The 17,499-nt window shown below is 35.6% G+C and carries 14 protein-coding genes and 1 other annotated feature; of the genes, 11 read left to right on the top strand and 3 right to left on the bottom strand.

What is annotated here, in order from left to right; all coding sequences use genetic code 11:
- Nucleotides 1-90: 90 nt before the first annotated feature.
- From J3477_RS13960 to J3477_RS13915, 10 genes are all read left to right on the top strand, one after another.
- On the top strand, nt 91-945 hold the full coding sequence (locus J3477_RS13960) for a DUF3737 family protein (protein WP_206870553.1): 855 nt from the start codon (nt 91-93) through the stop codon (nt 943-945).
- Nucleotides 935-2,122 (top strand): MalY/PatB family protein, encoded by a 1,188-nt coding sequence (locus J3477_RS13955; protein ID WP_206870552.1) that lies wholly within the window; start codon nt 935-937, stop codon nt 2,120-2,122. Before J3477_RS13960 ends, J3477_RS13955 begins: the two co-directional genes overlap by 11 nt.
- The gene (locus J3477_RS13950; RefSeq protein WP_308483209.1) at nt 2,119-2,460 is read left to right on the top strand and encodes a DUF2500 family protein; all 342 of its coding nucleotides are present in this window, start codon (nt 2,119-2,121) and stop codon (nt 2,458-2,460) included. Before J3477_RS13955 ends, J3477_RS13950 begins: the two co-directional genes overlap by 4 nt.
- Before the next feature lie 33 nt (nt 2,461-2,493).
- Nucleotides 2,494-2,895 carry a MerR family transcriptional regulator gene (locus tag J3477_RS13945; RefSeq protein WP_206870550.1) on the top strand — a complete coding sequence of 134 codons (402 nt, stop codon included), beginning with the start codon at nt 2,494-2,496 and terminating at the stop codon, nt 2,893-2,895.
- Between the two features lie 60 nt (nt 2,896-2,955).
- Nucleotides 2,956-4,101, top strand: coding sequence for an iron-containing alcohol dehydrogenase (locus J3477_RS13940; protein ID WP_206870549.1), 1,146 nt, complete (start codon nt 2,956-2,958; stop codon nt 4,099-4,101).
- A 393-nt stretch (nt 4,102-4,494) separates the two neighbouring features.
- Nucleotides 4,495-6,423 carry a BglG family transcription antiterminator gene (locus J3477_RS13935; protein WP_206870548.1) on the top strand — a complete coding sequence of 643 codons (1,929 nt, stop codon included), beginning with the start codon at nt 4,495-4,497 and terminating at the stop codon, nt 6,421-6,423.
- A 248-nt stretch (nt 6,424-6,671) separates the two neighbouring features.
- Nucleotides 6,672-6,980, top strand: coding sequence for a PTS sugar transporter subunit IIB (locus J3477_RS13930; protein ID WP_206870547.1), 309 nt, complete (start codon nt 6,672-6,674; stop codon nt 6,978-6,980).
- A gap of 20 nt (nt 6,981-7,000) precedes the next feature.
- On the top strand, nt 7,001-8,317 hold the full coding sequence (gene celB / locus J3477_RS13925; RefSeq protein WP_206870546.1) for a PTS cellobiose transporter subunit IIC: 1,317 nt from the start codon (nt 7,001-7,003) through the stop codon (nt 8,315-8,317).
- 67 nt (nt 8,318-8,384) lie between these two features.
- Complete coding sequence (locus J3477_RS13920) at nt 8,385-8,705, top strand: PTS sugar transporter subunit IIA (RefSeq protein ID WP_206870545.1); 321 nt, start codon at nt 8,385-8,387, stop codon at nt 8,703-8,705.
- 98 nt (nt 8,706-8,803) lie between these two features.
- On the top strand, nt 8,804-10,297 hold the full coding sequence (locus tag J3477_RS13915) for a family 1 glycosylhydrolase (RefSeq protein ID WP_206870544.1): 1,494 nt from the start codon (nt 8,804-8,806) through the stop codon (nt 10,295-10,297).
- Nucleotides 10,298-10,482: 185 nt separating this feature from the next.
- Here J3477_RS13915 and J3477_RS13910 read toward each other — a convergent pair whose 3' ends face one another.
- The gene (locus tag J3477_RS13910; RefSeq protein WP_206870543.1) at nt 10,483-11,355 is read right to left on the bottom strand and encodes an SDR family oxidoreductase; all 873 of its coding nucleotides are present in this window, start codon (nt 11,353-11,355) and stop codon (nt 10,483-10,485) included.
- Nucleotides 11,356-11,492: 137 nt separating this feature from the next.
- Nucleotides 11,493-12,356, bottom strand: a complete 864-nt coding sequence (locus tag J3477_RS13905) for a helix-turn-helix transcriptional regulator (protein WP_206870542.1) — start codon at nt 12,354-12,356, stop codon at nt 11,493-11,495.
- A gap of 671 nt (nt 12,357-13,027) precedes the next feature.
- Nucleotides 13,028-13,282: a binding site (T-box leader), on the top strand.
- A gap of 178 nt (nt 13,283-13,460) precedes the next feature.
- On the opposite strand from J3477_RS13905, the gene J3477_RS13900 reads away from it, so the two are divergent.
- Nucleotides 13,461-15,863: a valine--tRNA ligase gene (locus tag J3477_RS13900; protein ID WP_206870541.1), complete on the top strand. Its 2,403-nt coding sequence runs from the start codon at nt 13,461-13,463 to the stop codon at nt 15,861-15,863.
- Nucleotides 15,864-15,990: 127 nt separating this feature from the next.
- On the opposite strand, the gene J3477_RS13895 is transcribed toward J3477_RS13900, so the two are convergent.
- Complete coding sequence (locus J3477_RS13895; protein WP_206870540.1) at nt 15,991-17,496, bottom strand: beta-1,3-glucanase family protein; 1,506 nt, start codon at nt 17,494-17,496, stop codon at nt 15,991-15,993.
- Nucleotides 17,497-17,499 lie beyond the last annotated feature (3 nt).

Here is a 17,499-nt window from a genome sequence, read left to right as displayed (position 1 = left end):
GGGGTGTAGATGTAATTAATTATGATTAATAAGTACTAGATGACTACTGAAAGTCGTAAATATTGAAGTAAAGAATGGGAGAGTAGAATTATGAAGCTAATAAAACAACAGCTGTTGACAGGTGAAAGGGCATTATTCCATGGCAAGGATTTGCAGGTTTCCTATTCCACCTTTGCTGATGGAGAATCTCCTTTGAAGGAGAGTGAAAATATTAAAATAGATCACAGTATGTTTAAGTGGAAATATCCACTATGGTATTGTAAAAATATTGTGGTAGAGGATAGTATATTATCTGAAATGGCTCGTTCAGGAATCTGGTATACAGATAATATTGAAGTAGTTAATACTATAATTGAAGCACCTAAGAACTTTAGACGTGCAAAAAGGATTAAATTAGAGAATGTAAACATACCTAATGCTGGTGAGACTTTATGGAACTGTGATGAGATTTCTTTTAAAAATGTAACAGCCAAGGGTGATTATTTTGGTATGAACAGCTCAAATATCAAAATTGACGGATTTCAGTTGGTTGGGAACTATTCATTTGACGGAGGAAAAAACATCGAAATCCATAATGCAAAAATGCTGTCAAAGGATGCATTCTGGAACTGTGAAAATGTGACGGTATATGATTCTTTTATTTCTGGAGAATACCTGGGATGGAATTCAAAAAATCTGACCTTTGTAAATTGCACAATTGAGAGCTTGCAGGGATTATGTTATATTGACAATCTTGTGATGAAAAATTGTAGATTGTTGAATACTACTCTAGCATTTGAATATTCTACAGTAGATGTACAGATTTGTAGTGAAATTGATAGTGTTATGAACCCGTCTGGCGGTATAATCCGAGCAGAAGGGATTGGCGAACTGATTATGGATGAGACAAAGATAGATGCTAATAAGACACAGGTTATAATGGGGGAGATAAAGTATGCAATATGATTTTGGGGCATTAACGGACAGACGTAATACGAATTCTCTCAAATGGGATGTGAATGAAAATGTTCTACCTATGTGGGTGGCAGATATGGATTTTAAAACAGCCCCAGAAATTATAGAAGCAATTCAGGAAAAAGTGGCAAAAGGAATTTTAGGCTATACAATTGTTCCAGATGAATGGTATCAGGCCATTAGTAACTGGTGGGAGCGAAGACACAATTTTTATATAGATAAGGAATGGTTGATTTTTTGTACAGGAGTTGTGCCGGCTATCTCTAGTGCAGTTAGGAAAATGACATCTGTGGGGGAAAATGTACTTGTTCAGACGCCTGTTTACAATATCTTCTTTAATTCTATTGTGAATAATGGCAGAAATATTGTAGAGAATAAGCTGCTATACGATGGAAAACAATACAACATTGATTTTAAAGATTTGGAAAATAAACTTTCTGATCCACAAACAACCATGATGATTCTATGCAACCCTCAAAACCCAATAGGAAAGGTATGGGATAAAGAGACCTTAGAAAGAATTGGGGAACTATGCTTTAAACATAATGTGCTTGTTGTATCAGATGAGATTCACTGTGATTTGACTGATATACAGCATGAATATATTCCATTTGCTTCTGTTTCTGAAATGTGTGCAAACAACAGTATAACATGTATTGCACCTACAAAAACCTTCAACATAGCTGGAGTACAGACCTCAGCAGTTGTAGTGCCAAATGAGGTCCTAAGGCACAAAATAAATAAGGCGCTAAATACAGATGAAGTGGCCGAACCAAATGCAATAGCCATGGAAGCTACAGTTGCAGCCTTCACTAAAGGAGAAAAGTGGCTGAACGAGCTTCGCTCCTATATAGGAGAAAACAAAAAAGTTGTAGAGAAGTTCATAGCATCTGAACTAACGGAATTATATCTTGTTCCTTCAAATGCTACTTATCTTTTGTGGCTTGACTGTAGCAGAATTTCACAGGATACAACCTGTCTATGCGAGTTCTTGCGCAGTGAAGTAGGACTATATATTTCTAACGGCCAATCCTATGGAGAATCTGGAAGAGGTTTTATTCGAATGAACATCGCATGTCCAAGCGCGCGTTTGGAAGATGGACTTACTCGCCTGAAAAAAGGAATTGAACTATATAAAAAGGTTTGTGGAAATACAGGGATTATATGATGGTGGGCCAGATTATATTTATTTTATTTATAGCTTTTATAATTATTAAGGTAATAAGAATATACGGAAATAAAGAAAATTTGCCAGTATTATCTACTAAGGCGAGACTCATTATGAAAACAAGAGATATCCACACTGATGTGCATGTGAATGGTGCTATTACTAGTAATACAGATTTAATTTTAGTTTTTGAATTAGATAGTGGCAGTTGGATAAAATTTAAAGTTAGGGAGCAGAGTTTTAGGGAAGTACATGAATATGAATGGGGTGAGCTAGATTACAAAGGGGAATGTTTTCTAAAATTTAGATCTACTAGTGGATGCATAGAAAAATTATGATTAATAATAACTAAGGTAAGAAAGAGGGCCATCATGAATTATACAATTAGACAGGTTGCAGAAAAAATGGGGGTTACGGTTCCAACCTTGCGTTACTACGACAAGGAAGGACTTCTTCCTTTTGTAGATAGGAAACCAAATGGAACTAGGGTTTTCAAAGATGAAGATTTTCAAAGACTAGATATCATAACTTGTATGAAGAATTCTGGAATGTCTATAAAAGATATAAAGCGTTATATGGATTTGTGTGAAGAAGGCGATAGCACCCTCAAGGAGCGTATGGATATTTTTCTTGAAAGAAAAGAAGATGTTCAAAAGCAAATGGAAGAATTAAATAGAGTTATGCAAACTATTATTCGCAAGATAGGATATTATGAGACTGCAATTGAGGCTGGCACGGAAGCTATTCACGGACATCAAAAAGAGCAAGATTAGGTGTTGGGTCAAGAGAGTATGAACTAATTGAAATTGACTAAAGTAAAAGGGGGGAATTATATGTTGAATTTTTCGTATAACAATCCAGTTACAATACATTTTGGAAGAGATGCATTAGAAAAGCTTCCAGAAGAAATAAAGAAATATGGAAATAGAGTTCTGCTTGTCTACGGAGGGAATTCTCTAAAGTCTAGCAGAAACTATGAAAAGATTACTGATGTACTTATTAAAAATGAAATTTCATATGTAGACTTTGGAGGAAACGTAACTCCAGCTTATTCAAAGGTATTGGAAGCGGTAAAAATGTGTAAGGATGAAGCTGTAGATGTAGTGCTTGGTATAGGCGGTAGTGTATGCATGGATATGGCAAAGATCATTGCCTTTGGTGCTAAAAATGATAATCTTTGGGAGTATCTTTCAGGAGAGCTTTCACCTAAGGATAAAGAAATGTTACCTGTTGGGGAAATTCCTACATTTCCTTCAGGTGGTTCAGAAGTTGATGCAGCAGCTGAAATAGAAGATCATGAAAGCGGAGCACGTGGTTCTTTGTATGGTAAGTATCCTTCATTTGCTATATTAAATCCTGAATTAACCTATTCAGTAAATCAGAAAGAAACTGCTTACGGTGCTCTAGTTACCTTTGCACAATTATTCTCAAATTATTTTGGAGGAAGCAGTAAAATTGCTGAAGGCTTTTGTGAGACTGTGATGAGAACAGTGTTGAATAGTGTGCCAATTGTCATAAATAATCCCAAGGATTATGAAGCAAGAGCTAATCTCATGTGGGCATCTGCAGTTAATACTTTTGGAATGCTAAGATGTGGAAAAGAAAGTGCATGGTCCCTTTATGGCTGTGAAACAATTGCAGAAGAATTATTCCATGTAAACTATCGTCAGGCTGTAGCTGTAATCTTTCCTAAATGGCTAAGGGCTATTTCATACCATTATAGTGATGAAGTGTATAACTATGCTGTTAATGTGATGAAGGTAGATCCAAGTTCTAAGAGCAAAATACAGGTAATAGAAGAAGGAATTGCTGCAACAGAAAGTGTTTATAAGGAATATGGAATTGCAACAACATTTAATGAGATTGCTGAAGTTCCGAAAAAGGAAGTTATCTTAGAAGCTCTTAAAGAATTCGAAGATGATGATGTACTTACAAGAGAAGAAGTTAAAGACATGATACTGAAATGTATTCTACAATAAATGTTTAAATTTTACTCTTATAGGATTATTAAAGGTGAACCGTACTATAAGTAAATGAGGTTTTTTGCCATGGAAGTATTGAAGGACTTACTATTTTAATAGTAGGTCCTTGATGAATTGTAGCCTTTCTCATTGCCTTATCTAACATGATTATCTGTAAGAATATTAATTTCACTAATTGGAGAAAACATTCCTAAGAGATAAAAAAAATAATATATCAAAAATATTCACTATTAGACATAAGAATTGCTGTGTTAAAATCCTGAAATAAATGCTTTTTTTCTATATACTTCAATAAAAGTAAGATTTTTTACTTGACAACGCTTTCAAGCAGTATAAAAATAAGGACGTAAATATCGATTAAGAAAAGAACATAGAAAAGGGGGCCGAAAAGTGGTTTCGAAACGCCAAAAAGACATCGTGTTGTCTTTAATGAAGTCAAAAGACCCTGTTACGTCTGAATGGATGGCAAAAGAACTTGGAGTAAGTGACAGAACCATTAGAACTGAGATCAAAGAACTTCAATCACAAAGTGCTTTGTTAGGAATTGTTATTGAATCGTTTCGTGGAAAAGGCTATTTATTAAAAGTAAAGGATTTTGCAACTTTTGAAAAAGAATTTACTCTTAATGAAAAAGACTCTATGGATGATACTCAATCAAATCTTTACGAACATCAAAATCGGGTTATATATATATTAAGGCGATTGTTATTAGGAAAGGACCTAGTAAAATTAGAAAGTCTTGAGGAATCCCTATTTGTTTCTAAGCCTAAGTTGCAAAATGACTTAAAAATGGTCCGTGAAATATTGGAGAGTTATCATTTGAAGTTAGTTTCGACACCGCATTATGGTATGCATGTGGAGGGCGATGAATATATGAAGCGGATATGCCTTTCAAATTATATTTTAAGTCGAAATAACAACTTAAACATTGACAGTAAGTCCCTACAACTATTGGATAAAAATCTGTTTGAAAAAATTAGGGAAATCATTATAAAAAAGGTAAATAAATATGAATTTGAAATTTCGGACATTACACTTGAAAATTTGGCAACTCATATTGCCATTGGATGCAAAAGGATTGATGAAGGGTTTGTCATTGAAAATTTCGAACATGATGTAATTGGAAAATATCCATTTGAAAGTATAATAGCTAATGAAATTGTTAAGGAAGTTGAGGAGTTTACCGGTAAAATTTTTCCGGAAGCTGAAATTAATTATATTATCGTGCATTTGTTAGGTACAAAATTAATTCATAAGAATGTTTTAAATGAATCTAGCGAAAATGATAATTTACGCACCATCATTAATTGTATGCTGGAAAAATTGAAAACCAATTTTAATTGGGATTTTTATGGGGACTCTGAATTCATTCAAGCCATGATTATGCACATAGGACCCGCAATGAATCGATTACGCTATAGTATGAGTATTCGGAATCCATTATTAGACGACATTAAAAGGAAATATCCTAGTGCTTTTCAAGGTGCCGCCATTGCTAGCAGATGTATAGAGCACTACTTGGGGGTCGAAGTAGGAGAACACGAAATTGCTTATATTGCATTACATATAGGCGTGGCATTAGAAAGAATTAAGGCAATCCAAATAAAGACAAAACGAGTAATTGTGGTTTGCAATTCAGGTGTTGGAAGCGCAAAATTATTGTACTATCGTTTGAAAAATGAATTTAAAGATGAAATAGATATTGTGGCCACAACTAGTTACTATCAATTAAATGAATACGATCTATCCTCAATTGATTTTATTATTAGTACGATTCCATTAAAAGAAGATATAGGAGTTCCCGTGCAAGTTGTTCATACTTTTTTAGGAGGGGAAGATATTGTAAGTATTCAGGAGAAACTGAGGTCTGTAAAAGGCTCCGAGGAACGCAGATATCTAGATGAATCCAGAGTTTTTATTCATAAAAACTTTGATGACAAAGAAAGCGTAATCCGTTTTATGTGTGAAGAATTACACAAACAAAAACTTGTTTCTAAGGATTATGTAAATTCTGTATTTGAAAGGGAGGAAATCGCTGCAACTAGCTTTGGAAATTTTGTTGCCATTCCTCATCCATTCGAACCAGAAACAGAGGAAACATTTTGGACTGTGTGCACATTAAAAAAGCCTATAGAATGGGCAGGTAAGAATATGGTTCAATTTATCTGTTTGTTAAACATTGGAAAAAATCCTAAGGAAGACCTGGAAGGGATGTATCGAAGGCTCATTGCTTTAGTTGAAAACAGAACAATGGTCCAAAAAGTTCTGAGGAGCGGATCAGCTGAAGATATAGTAAGGCTTGTAAATGGGTGTAAATAACGAAATGTAAGTTAAATTCAATAAACAAAGTATTAAAACTTAAGAGTGCAATATAAAACAGAAGTGATATTCATAGCAGGATACCTTTTTCCGTTATCAACGGAAAAATCCTTTCTGTAAAACAAATAAGTTTTAGAATAAACTATAAACAACAAGTAATCAAAGCAAAATGAAAAGGTTGTCAATTGATGCAGTTTAGATAGTTGGCTACTTATTTTATTAAAAAACTTTTTATAGGAGGAGAAACAATGAATATTTTATTATGTTGTGCAGCTGGGATGAGTACAAGTTTGCTTGTGACCAAAATGGAAAAGGCCGCAGAAAAACAAGGTTTGGAAGGGAAAATTTGGGCTGCTCCGGCAACTCAGATCAATGAACACATTGACAAGGCGGATGTCGTTCTTTTAGGACCACAAGTTCGATATCTACTTTCAAAAATAAAAGCATTAGGGGATGAGAAAGGTATTCCAGTAGATACTATTGACCCAACTCACTACGGGATGTGTAATGGCGAAGAAGTTCTAAAAACTGCTATAAAGTTAGTAAATAACAAATAAATTAAGAGGGGAAGAAGAAAATGAGCAAATACAACGACTTTCTAGAACAAAAGGTAATGCCTGTTGCAGCAAGAGTCGGTGCGCAAAGACACTTATTGGCGCTCCGTGATGGTCTGATTGCCACTATGCCATTCATGATCATTGGTTCATTATTTCTAATTTTGGCCAACTTTCCAGTTAATGGATATGCAGAATGGATGAGTTCTATTTTCGGCGCAGGCTGGAAAAATAGTTTAAACTATCCGGTAGATGCAACTTACAATATCATGTCGCTCATTGCTGCATTCGCTGTAGCTTACCGATTAGCTGAAAGCTATAAGGTTGATAAGTTGAGTGCCGGTACTATTTCAGTGTCTGCCTTCTTATTAACAACACCATTTAATTTCCTATTTAAGGCAGCCGGAGCTAAAGATGCTGTTATGGTAACCGGTGCACTTTCAAAAGCATTATTAAGCAGTAAAGGTTTGTTTGTTGCATTACTTATTGCAATTATATCAACAGAAATTTATCGTTGGTTCGTCCAAAAAGAAATTATTATTAAAATGCCAGATGGTGTACCGCCAACTGTTGGTAAATCATTTGCAGCTTTAATTCCAGGATTTGCTGTTATTCTTTTGGTTTGGGGAGTACGTTTACTCGTTGAAACCACTCATTATGGAACGATTAATGGCTTAGTTACCACAATTCTAGGTGATCCGTTAAAAATGGTGGGACTTACTCTTGGTGGATCCCTTGTTGCTGAATTTTTTGTAACATTACTATGGGGGGCTGGATTGCATGGTACAAACATTGTTAAAAGTGTTATGGAACCAATTTGGCTTAGTGCTTCCGGTGACAATGTTGCAGCATATCAAGCTGGCCAACATCTACCACATGTTGCTACTATGCAATTCTGGGATAACTTTATCCACATCGGTGGAACGGGTGTAACATTTGGCTTAGTTCTTGCAATGTTAATCTTTGCTAGATCAAAGCAAATGAAAAGTCTTAGTCGTTTATCAATAGCTCCTGCTATTTTTAACATAAACGAGCCAGTAATCTTTGGATTGCCAATAATGTTAAACCCGATAATGATTATTCCATTTATCATTACTTCACTTGTTGTCGTTATTGTAACTTTTATTGCAATGAATTTTGGATGGGTAGCGTTACCTACAGGTATTGCAGTCCCTTGGACAACGCCACCAATTATCGCAGGCTATCTTGCATCCGGTGGACATATTTCGGGAGCAGTGATGAATGTAGTTGATATTTTTATTTCATTCCTAATCTATACTCCTTTCTTCAGAATCTATGATAAGGCGAAGAAGAGAGAAGAGGAAGGGCTGACTAACTAAAGAAAGTGAGGCAGGTATATATTTGTCTATTGCCTGCCTCCTTAATACAAGTGAGAGGACTTTAATTATGAATAAAGAAGAACTATATAATATTGCATTTCAATTAATCCTTCACGCTGGGAACGCAAGAAGCTCGGCAATGGAAGCAATCCAAAAAGCGAAAGAAGGCAATTTTGATGAAGTAGAAGCAAAATTGATAGAAGCAGATACTGCTTTAAATGAGGCACATCATTTTCAAACTAGCTTAATACAAAAGGAAGCAGGCGGAGAGGAATTTGATTTTTCTCTTATTATGGTTCATGCACAAGACCATTTTATGACTTCCATGGCCCTTAAAGATATGGCCAGTGAAATCACTGATTTGTATAAACTTATCAAAAAGGCTTAATGCAGATCCATTTTTAGGATTGCCCAACTTATTTTGGGCAGTTTTTGTTTTTATAAAATCAAAAAAAGTAATGTACTTTAGAAAGGAAATGAATTTCAATGAAAAAAGTTTTTCCAGAAAATTTTTTATGGGGTGGAGCTACAGCTGCAAATCAATATGAAGGTGGATATAATGAAGGCGGGCGGGGTCTTGCAACAAGCGACTTCATAACTAATGGAACTGCAGATCGTCCAAGGAAAATTACAATCCAGTTAAAAGACGGCACAAAAAAAGTGGTAAACCGTCGACCTACTGGTGATCCCAAAATTGACACTATACCAGAAGGTGCAGTAGGCTATATCGATGAATCTGTTTATTATCCTAGTCATAAAGCTGTTGATTTTTATCATCATTTTAAAGAAGACATTGCTCTTTTTGGAGAGATGGGATTGAAATGTTTCCGCCTATCTCTTAGTTGGTCTCGTATTTTCCCAAATGGTGGAATTGAAGGGGAACAACCAAATGAAGAAGGGTTAAAGTTTTACGAAGATGTTTTTAATGAGTGCAAGAAATATAATATCGAACCATTAGTTACGCTATATCATTTTGAAACGCCTGCTTATTTGGCTGAACATTATAATGGTTGGGGTGGTCGTCAAACCATTGATTGTTTTTTAAGAATGTGCAAAGAGGTATTTACTAGGTATAAAGATTTAGTTAAATATTGGATTACTATTAACGAAATTAATGTACTAAATGGCTACGCCTTTATGGGGACTAGAGAAGCTACAGCTCAGATGCGCTATCAAGCAAAGCATCATATGTTTGTTGCCAGTGCCCTTGCTAATAAACTTTGTCACGAAATCATTGAAGATGCACAAATTGGTTGTATGGTTGCTTTAAGCTGCATTTACCCGAAAGATTGTAAACCAGAAAATATATTTGGAGCATTGGATTATCGAAGAGGAGCTTTGATTTACTCTGATATTATGATGAGGGGATATTATCCATCTTACGCAGACCGCTTTTTTGAAGAGATGGGAGTAACCATAAAAAAAGAACCTGGGGATGACTTAATAATAAAGAATTACCCTTCAGACTTTTTATCATTTAGTTATTACCGTAGCAGTGTATATCATACTGAAATCGTTCAGAATACAGACACTGGCGGGCAAATGGGGGATGTAAATCCTTTCCTTAAAAAAACGGAGTGGGGATGGGCTATTGACCCTGTTGGGTTAAGATACACTTTATCTGAACTTTATGATAGGTATCAGAAACCTCTATTTATTGTTGAAAACGGGATGGGAACTATTGATAAGCCTGATGAAAATGGATATGTGGTGGATGATTATCGTATACAATACTTCAAAGATCATATTGCAGAAATGAAAAAGGCAGTTACTTTAGACGGTGTTGACTTAATGGGTTATACACCATGGGGGTGCATTGATTTAGTTTCTGCAGGAACTGGAGAGATGAAAAAAAGATATGGTTTTGTATATGTAGAAATGGACGATGAAGGAAATGGAACCTTAAAAAGAAATAAGAAAAAATCATTTCATTGGTACAAGAAAGTAATAGCAACTAATGGAGAAGATCTTAGTTTCTAGAATTGATAGAATTGTGGAAAAACCTCACTTGGAATAGTTACGGAGAACCGTATCGCAAGTAACGGCAAAATAAATTGAACTCTTATATATTTTAGTTTTGCTTACAAGCGGCACCGTTTGTTAAATATAGCGAAAGTATAAGGGCACAAAGAAGCCACTCCATTGTAAGGAGTGGCTTTGATATTTTAAACTTGCTTTACAACATCATCTGCATCAGTGGAATAAGCCAGTTCTTCCTGTGCTTCCAATGCAGCTAATCTTTCCAACAGGGTCGCCCTGATTTTCTTATATGCGTCACTTCCCAGTGCCATACGTATTGGACCATCTCCCTGATCAACACGATGTATAATCTGCTGTGCCATTTTATCAGGATCACCGATAACCATATTTTTAAGCATGTCAATATTTAAGCCGGGAACTTCACCTTTTATCATACTAACTAGTTGACCAGCTTCCATATCTCTATATATGTCCATACGCTCTCCGAATACAGCGTTTCCAGCAGCAAAATTTGTGCGAATCCCGCCGGGCTCCACTATGGTCGTTTTAATGCCGAAGGGTGCTGCTTCCTTGGCTAGCGCTTCAAAGGCACCTTCGACTGCCCATTTTGAAGAACAATACAGCCCCATACCAGGAATAGAATAATGAGCCGCCATACTAGAAATCTGTACAATGTGCCCGTTGCCCTGGTTACGGAAAAAAGGCAGAACTGCGCGTGCAGCACGCAGTGATCCAAGTACATTGGTCATGAACAGATGCTCTATCTGCTTGTCACTTGCTTCCTCAACAGCACCATACAATCCATAGGCTGCGTTATTGACAAACACATCGATTGTGCCCAGGTCTGTAAATGCACGCTCTACCACCTCAGCAATTTGTTGCGGGTTTGTGAGATCTAATCTAGCTTGCCATAATTGGGTACCATATTGTGCCTTCAGATCATCAAGCACACCAGGCTTACGTACCGTTGCGGCAACACGGTCACCCCTTTCAAGTAATTGACGAGTTATACATGAAGCCAAGCCTCCTGACGCTCCTGTAATAAACCATGTTTGCATTTTAAATACCTCCAATTGTTACATTTCTCTATATTATACCTGCAACTGGAGGGAGTTAACCTCAGCACGTTTATACTATTAATGAGAGTAACAGTCTATAATCATAGACTGTATGATTACTCAATTCAGATGTAATATTAATTGTTCTGCTTAAGGAGGCTGTCCTGTTCTAGCAAACGCAATAGTCTCTCTTCTGTGCCTGAACCTGGTACAGGGGCGAAGAAACACCAGCGCAGACCTGGAACATTATCTATTGCAGCCGCGGAGTGGATCCCGAACTCCATCTCCTGCCCGTCTGGAAGACGAAATAAAGCAGTTGACACATGTTTTTGCTTAACTTCATAAAGGTCCCAGAAATTCGCAAAGTCCTTACTTTCCAGCCTCAAGCGTTCTAGCCGTTCCATATACAATTGATTGTCCTTGTAGCGGTCAAAGCTTGCTCGCAGAATTGCTGCAGAGTAACGGATAAAAACTTCCCAATTAACAAGTCTTTTGCGGTAATCTGGTTTAAAAAACATAATGTTCAACACATACCGTTCGCTTTCCGGAAAACTGCCGAAATCCGCTATGATTAGCTCTACTGCACGATTCCAGGCAATAACATTCGTACTTTCATCTGTGATGAAAGAAGGATAGTACAACTGATTTACAATTTTTTTCAAAAGTTCGGTATCCGTTCCTCCGCTAATCGGCATGGTACCGGCGTTCGCCTGGTCTACATTTGCCAAATCAAACAGATATTTTTGTTCATCTTCGTCAAGCTGTAGCGCATTGCTGATATTTAGCAGTACTTCAAGGGAAGGATTAACCTCTTTGCCTTGCTCTAGCCAAGTATAGTAGGTCACACTCATATTAGCAAGATAAGAGACCTCTTCTCTTCGAAGTCCAGGAGTACGCCTTCGTCCAGGTAGTGGTTGTATTCCAGCCTCCGAAGGTTGCAGCTTTTCCCTACGCGATTTGATGAATTCGCCTAATGCGGATGAAGAACGATTCGTTTTCATATATGTCACCTTCCTTGCATTTCCCAATAGACCGCATATGCAGAGAATGTATATCAGTAATCTCAAAGATCACTGCATAAAACAGTCATATAAGAACATTGTACCTCTGGAACCTGTAGATTTCCACTTTTCAATTTGATTGATTTTTGGCGATAGACCATTATAGTGAATCGTATAATAAGCAACGTATACTTTTTTATTAGGTTTACTTGCTTCATATTTATTTTATAATTAATATATTTTTATATACTTTTGCAAGCATTATTGTATAAAAATATTACCAGATTAAATAATTATAAAAAATGAATATAAACAAATAAAAGTTCAATAATATTAAATATAAAGCATATAATGAATATTGGCAGAGTTAAAATAACATGTTGAAATTAAGAGCTTAGTTATCAGATGCTTTAATGAGCTTACGCAAAGAATTAATATGATTTTGTCAAATTACATGGCTAAAACTGTAAACTCACTACGTTCAAACAGTACAGTTTATTAACGTCACTTCATCTGAGAAAATCATTTAATTCTAATATCTCGCTCAAATGGCATCTCCTATCTAATCACTTAATTTCACTAATATTTTAGGTATAACATATAATATAAAAACTACAAATTAGGTGTTGACAGTGTAATGTATAATTGATAATATATGTATAATTTAATAAATAAAGGCTTTGAAGAGGAAGAGTAGTTGTATAACAGAAATAAAGAGAGGGAATGCTGGTGGAAATTTCCCATGATGTATATGATGAAGGTAGCCTCTGAGCTGTAAACCGAAATCTGTAAGAGAGTAGGCTTTAACGGAGATCCCACTGTTAAAAGGGAAGTAGTATCGGCAATATAAAATGCCCGCACTATAATGAGAGTGTACATCAGTACAAACTTAGGTGGTACCACGGAGATTATCTTTCGTCCTATATTTTTAGGACGGAGGTTTTTTTATTTTTATAAAAAATTATAAACTTTTCTTTTGTTCAGAATAATGACTGGTCGTTTTAATTTTAAAAACTATGAAAATTATTTACCAATGGATACTGCAGAAAATAGTGCACGATTTTCTGCAGTATAAACCAAAATTTATATCTAGGAGGAATCAATATGTTAAGTAAAAAATATAACCCATCAGAGGTTGAAAATAAATGGCAACAATATTGGCAAGATAATGAGATATATAGATATGATTTTAATAGTAATAAAGAAACTTTTTCAATAGATACACCACCGCCTACTATAAGCGGAAGCCTTCATATAGGTCATATATTTTCCTATACTCAGGCTGAAATAATAGCAAGATTTCAAAGAATGCAGGGGAAAAATGTATTTTATCCCTTTGGATTTGATGACAATGGGCTACCTACAGAAAGGCTTGTAGAGAAAGAAGAAGGTATTAGAGCATCGTCTATGCCTAGAAGTGAATTTATTGAAAAATGCTTAAATACCACTAAAAAGTATGAGGAAGAGTTTAAAAGTCTCTGGACAGCAATGGGCTTTAGTGTAGATTGGAGCCTCCAATATGAGACTATTAACAAAAGAGTGCAAAAAATATCTCAGAAGGCGTTCATAGATATGGCAAAGGTAGGAAAGGCTTATATAAAGCAGTCACCGGTTTTGTGGTGTACTACTTGTCAAACCTCCATAGCACAAGCTGAACTAGAAACAGTAGATAAAGATAGTACCTTTAATTATATTCCTTTCTTGGTTGAAGATGAGGAGCTTATAGTTGCAACCACAAGACCAGAACTTTTATATGGATGCGTATGTTTATTTATAAATCCAGAAGATGAGAGATATAAAAAGTATATAGGAAAAACAGCATTAGTACCATTATATGATTTTGAAATACCTATTTACCCAGATGAAAAGGTAAGCTTAGAAAAGGGTACTGGGATAGTAATGTGTGCTACCTTTGGAGATACAACTGATTTAGAGTGGTATGAAGAGCATAAATTGCCTTATAAGAAGATTGTAGAGACGAATGGGAAGGTATCTGATAGTGTTCCATATTTAGGAGGTCTAAAGGTATTAAGTGCAAGGGGAAAAATAATAGAGCTTCTTAAGGATAATAACCTTTTAAGAAAGAGCGATAATATAAGTCATAGAGTTTCAGTTCATGAACGATGTGGAAAACCAATAGAGATTATTCCTTCAAAGCAGTGGTATATTGATATATTAAGTGAAAAAGAAAAGTATCTAAAAGCTGCAGATAGCATAAATTGGTATCCAGCTTCTATGAAAGCTAAGTATATAAGCTGGGTTGAAAATCTTAAGTGGGACTGGTGTATATCCAGGCAGAGGTATTACGGAGTTCCATTTCCACTTTGGTATTGTAATAAATGTGGTAAGCCTATATTTGCAAAAGACGAAGAACTTCCTATAAACCCAATGGAATATAAGCCTCATTCTATTTGTTCTTGTGGATGCAATGAATTTACCGCTGAGACCGCTGTATTTGATACCTGGGCTACATCTTCCTTAACTCCAATGATAAATTCAGACTGGAAGGGTGATAGTGATTTATCTCAGAAGCTTATGCCAATGGGAATGAGAACTCAGGCTCATGAGATTATTAGAACTTGGGCCTTTTATACCATAGTAAGAAGCCTGTTTCATACAGGAGAGCTTCCTTGGAAAGATATAATGATATGTGGGTTTGTTTTAGCTAAAAAAGGAGAAAAGATAAGTAAATCAAAAAATAATGGTACTTTATCCCCAAAGGATCTTATTGATAGACATTCAGCTGATGAACTTAGATATTGGTCTGCAGGTGCAAGGCTTGGTACGGATACTATGTTTTCTGAAGAGGAACTTAAGCAGTCTAAGAGATTTATCACTAAGCTGTGGAATGCAGCAAGCTTTTGTATTATGCAGCTTCAAGACTTCGATGGAGAAAGGCCAGAGGAACTGTTACCCATTGATAGCTGGATTATTGAAAAAGCTAAAAGCATAGAAGAAACCATGGAAGAATATCTAAATCAATATGAGATAGGTCTAGCTAAAAAAGAGATAGATGAATTTTTCTGGAGTGATTTTTGTGATAATTATCTAGAAATAATAAAGGATAGATTATATAAGCCTGAAATACATGGAAGCAATGAGAGGAAATCAGCTCAATATGCTTTATATAAAAGTCTTTTAGAAATACTGAAGCTTTATTCCATATACGTTCCGCATATCACTGAAGAGATATATCAAGAATATTTTAGAGCTTTTGAAAAAGATATCTCTATTCATAATTTAGAGTGGGGTATTGATATAGATACAGAAAAAGAGAAAATACTTGAATTTGGAGAACTAATTGAAGGTATTGTTTCGGAAGTAAGAAAATATAAATCTGAAAGAAATCTTTCCTTAAAAGAAAGCTTGAGCAATCTGAAGGTTAAGATTCCTAAGGAATTTAATGGCTATTTTAATGGAACCTTGAAGGACCTAAAAGCATGTACTTGGGCAGGAAATATTGAATTGCACTGTGATGAAAAGTTTAGTGTAGAGATAATAAAGTAAGGTACATTGAAAAAAAGCATAAGCTAGATGGTATATAGCTTATGCTTTTTGTCTATTATGTCTATTTTGATTATACTTAGAGATTACAAAATTATATATGACAGGATTATTGTACTAAAACAAGGATTTACCAACCAACTCTAACAACAAGTCCCTTAGGATCATTTACATCTAGATATGCTGCAAGGCTGTCGTCAAAGCAGAAGCCGTAAGCAAGTCCGTTTATGCTGTGATCATGCCAGAACTTAGAATAGTAGTTTGAAGGTGAAGCCTTATATAAATAGCTAGCATTGTTCCAGTTAGCAGGATCATCAACTATATGTCTGTTAAGAGCTGCGCATAGCTGATATTCAGCTGTCTTCTCGTCATCAGTTCCTGTTACTAGGTTTCCAGCTCCAGCAAGTATATTGTAAGTTGATGGTTTACCATGAATGTATATATTAGAAGAGCCTCCATTTTTACTAAACACAAAGTCATTTCCAACAACATGTCCAGTAAAGGTACCACTCCAACAATTGAAGGTAAGATTTTTAGTAGTATAAGTGCTCCAAACTTGATTTACATAACTATCATAGTAGTTTGCATAAGCTCCACCTGATTTGAAGTTATTTCCTCTATAAGGAGGTAATATTCTATATGGAGCTTGAAGAGTGCCTAATTCTTTGAAAGCGTCTGGTACTTCATTTGCATATTTTGTGAATAAACCTGAACGAGTCTCAGTTTCTAACTCGCCAACAGTTCTATCAAAGCTTCCTGATTTGTTGATTAGTCTATGTTGTATTGGGAAGCCAAATCCATCAACTCTAGTGGTGTTTCCATGATATCCATTAGCATCTAGAGTGAATTCAACGAAGTCAAAATAAATGTTTCTATTTGGATCAGATGTATTATTTACATCTGGCCAGTTATAGCCATTATCATAAGTTCTAATATAACAAGGGCTTCCAAGACTAAGATACATTCTAGCACCATTAAGCTTTGGAAGGTTAACCCATTGTTTTTGACTAATAGTATAGAATACATTTGCATAGTTGACATTGTTTTTTGTAAGGTGTCCAGTTGCATCATTTAATGCACTTGTAAGAGGAATTGGATTTCCATTTATGTCAACATAACACCACTTGTTTGTAGTTGGATCGATTCCGAAGATTGCCCAGTATACGCTACTGTCTGCGTAAGCACCATTTGTACCATTAAGTACTCTAAAGGTCATAACACCATTTCCTGATGGAGCAGGTACTGAAGAGGCTGCCACAGAATAGATTGAGTTTGCAACTGTTGTTGCAGGAGCTGTTATTTTAACAGAAGTCATCTTATCATTACAGTCTGCACCAACATAAGAGATATCTGCTGTAAAGGTCCATTTTGTACCTGTAAAGTTATCATCTTGATAGATTTCAACAGTCCATCCAGAAGGAACCTTTAAGGAAGATACCCAATCATTAGGAATGCCAGCAGCATTAAGCTGAGATAGGGTGTAAGAACCAGCACCAAGAGTTACAGCTGTTCCACCATAGTTAGCGTCTTGGTAAAAGGTTACCCCTGTTGCTGCTTTTACACTAGAAATAGGTACTAATGCTCCTATAAAAAGTGCGACAAGGATAAAATGTAGAAACTTTTTCATTTTCCCCATATA

Origin of the sequence: Clostridium zeae, from assembly GCF_017312485.1 — a bacterium.
Taxonomy (GTDB): Bacteria; Bacillota; Clostridia; order Clostridiales; family Clostridiaceae; genus Clostridium_AR; species Clostridium_AR zeae.
Note: the sequence above shows the minus strand (reverse complement) of the source record. Positions and strands in the feature narration are given on the sequence as shown.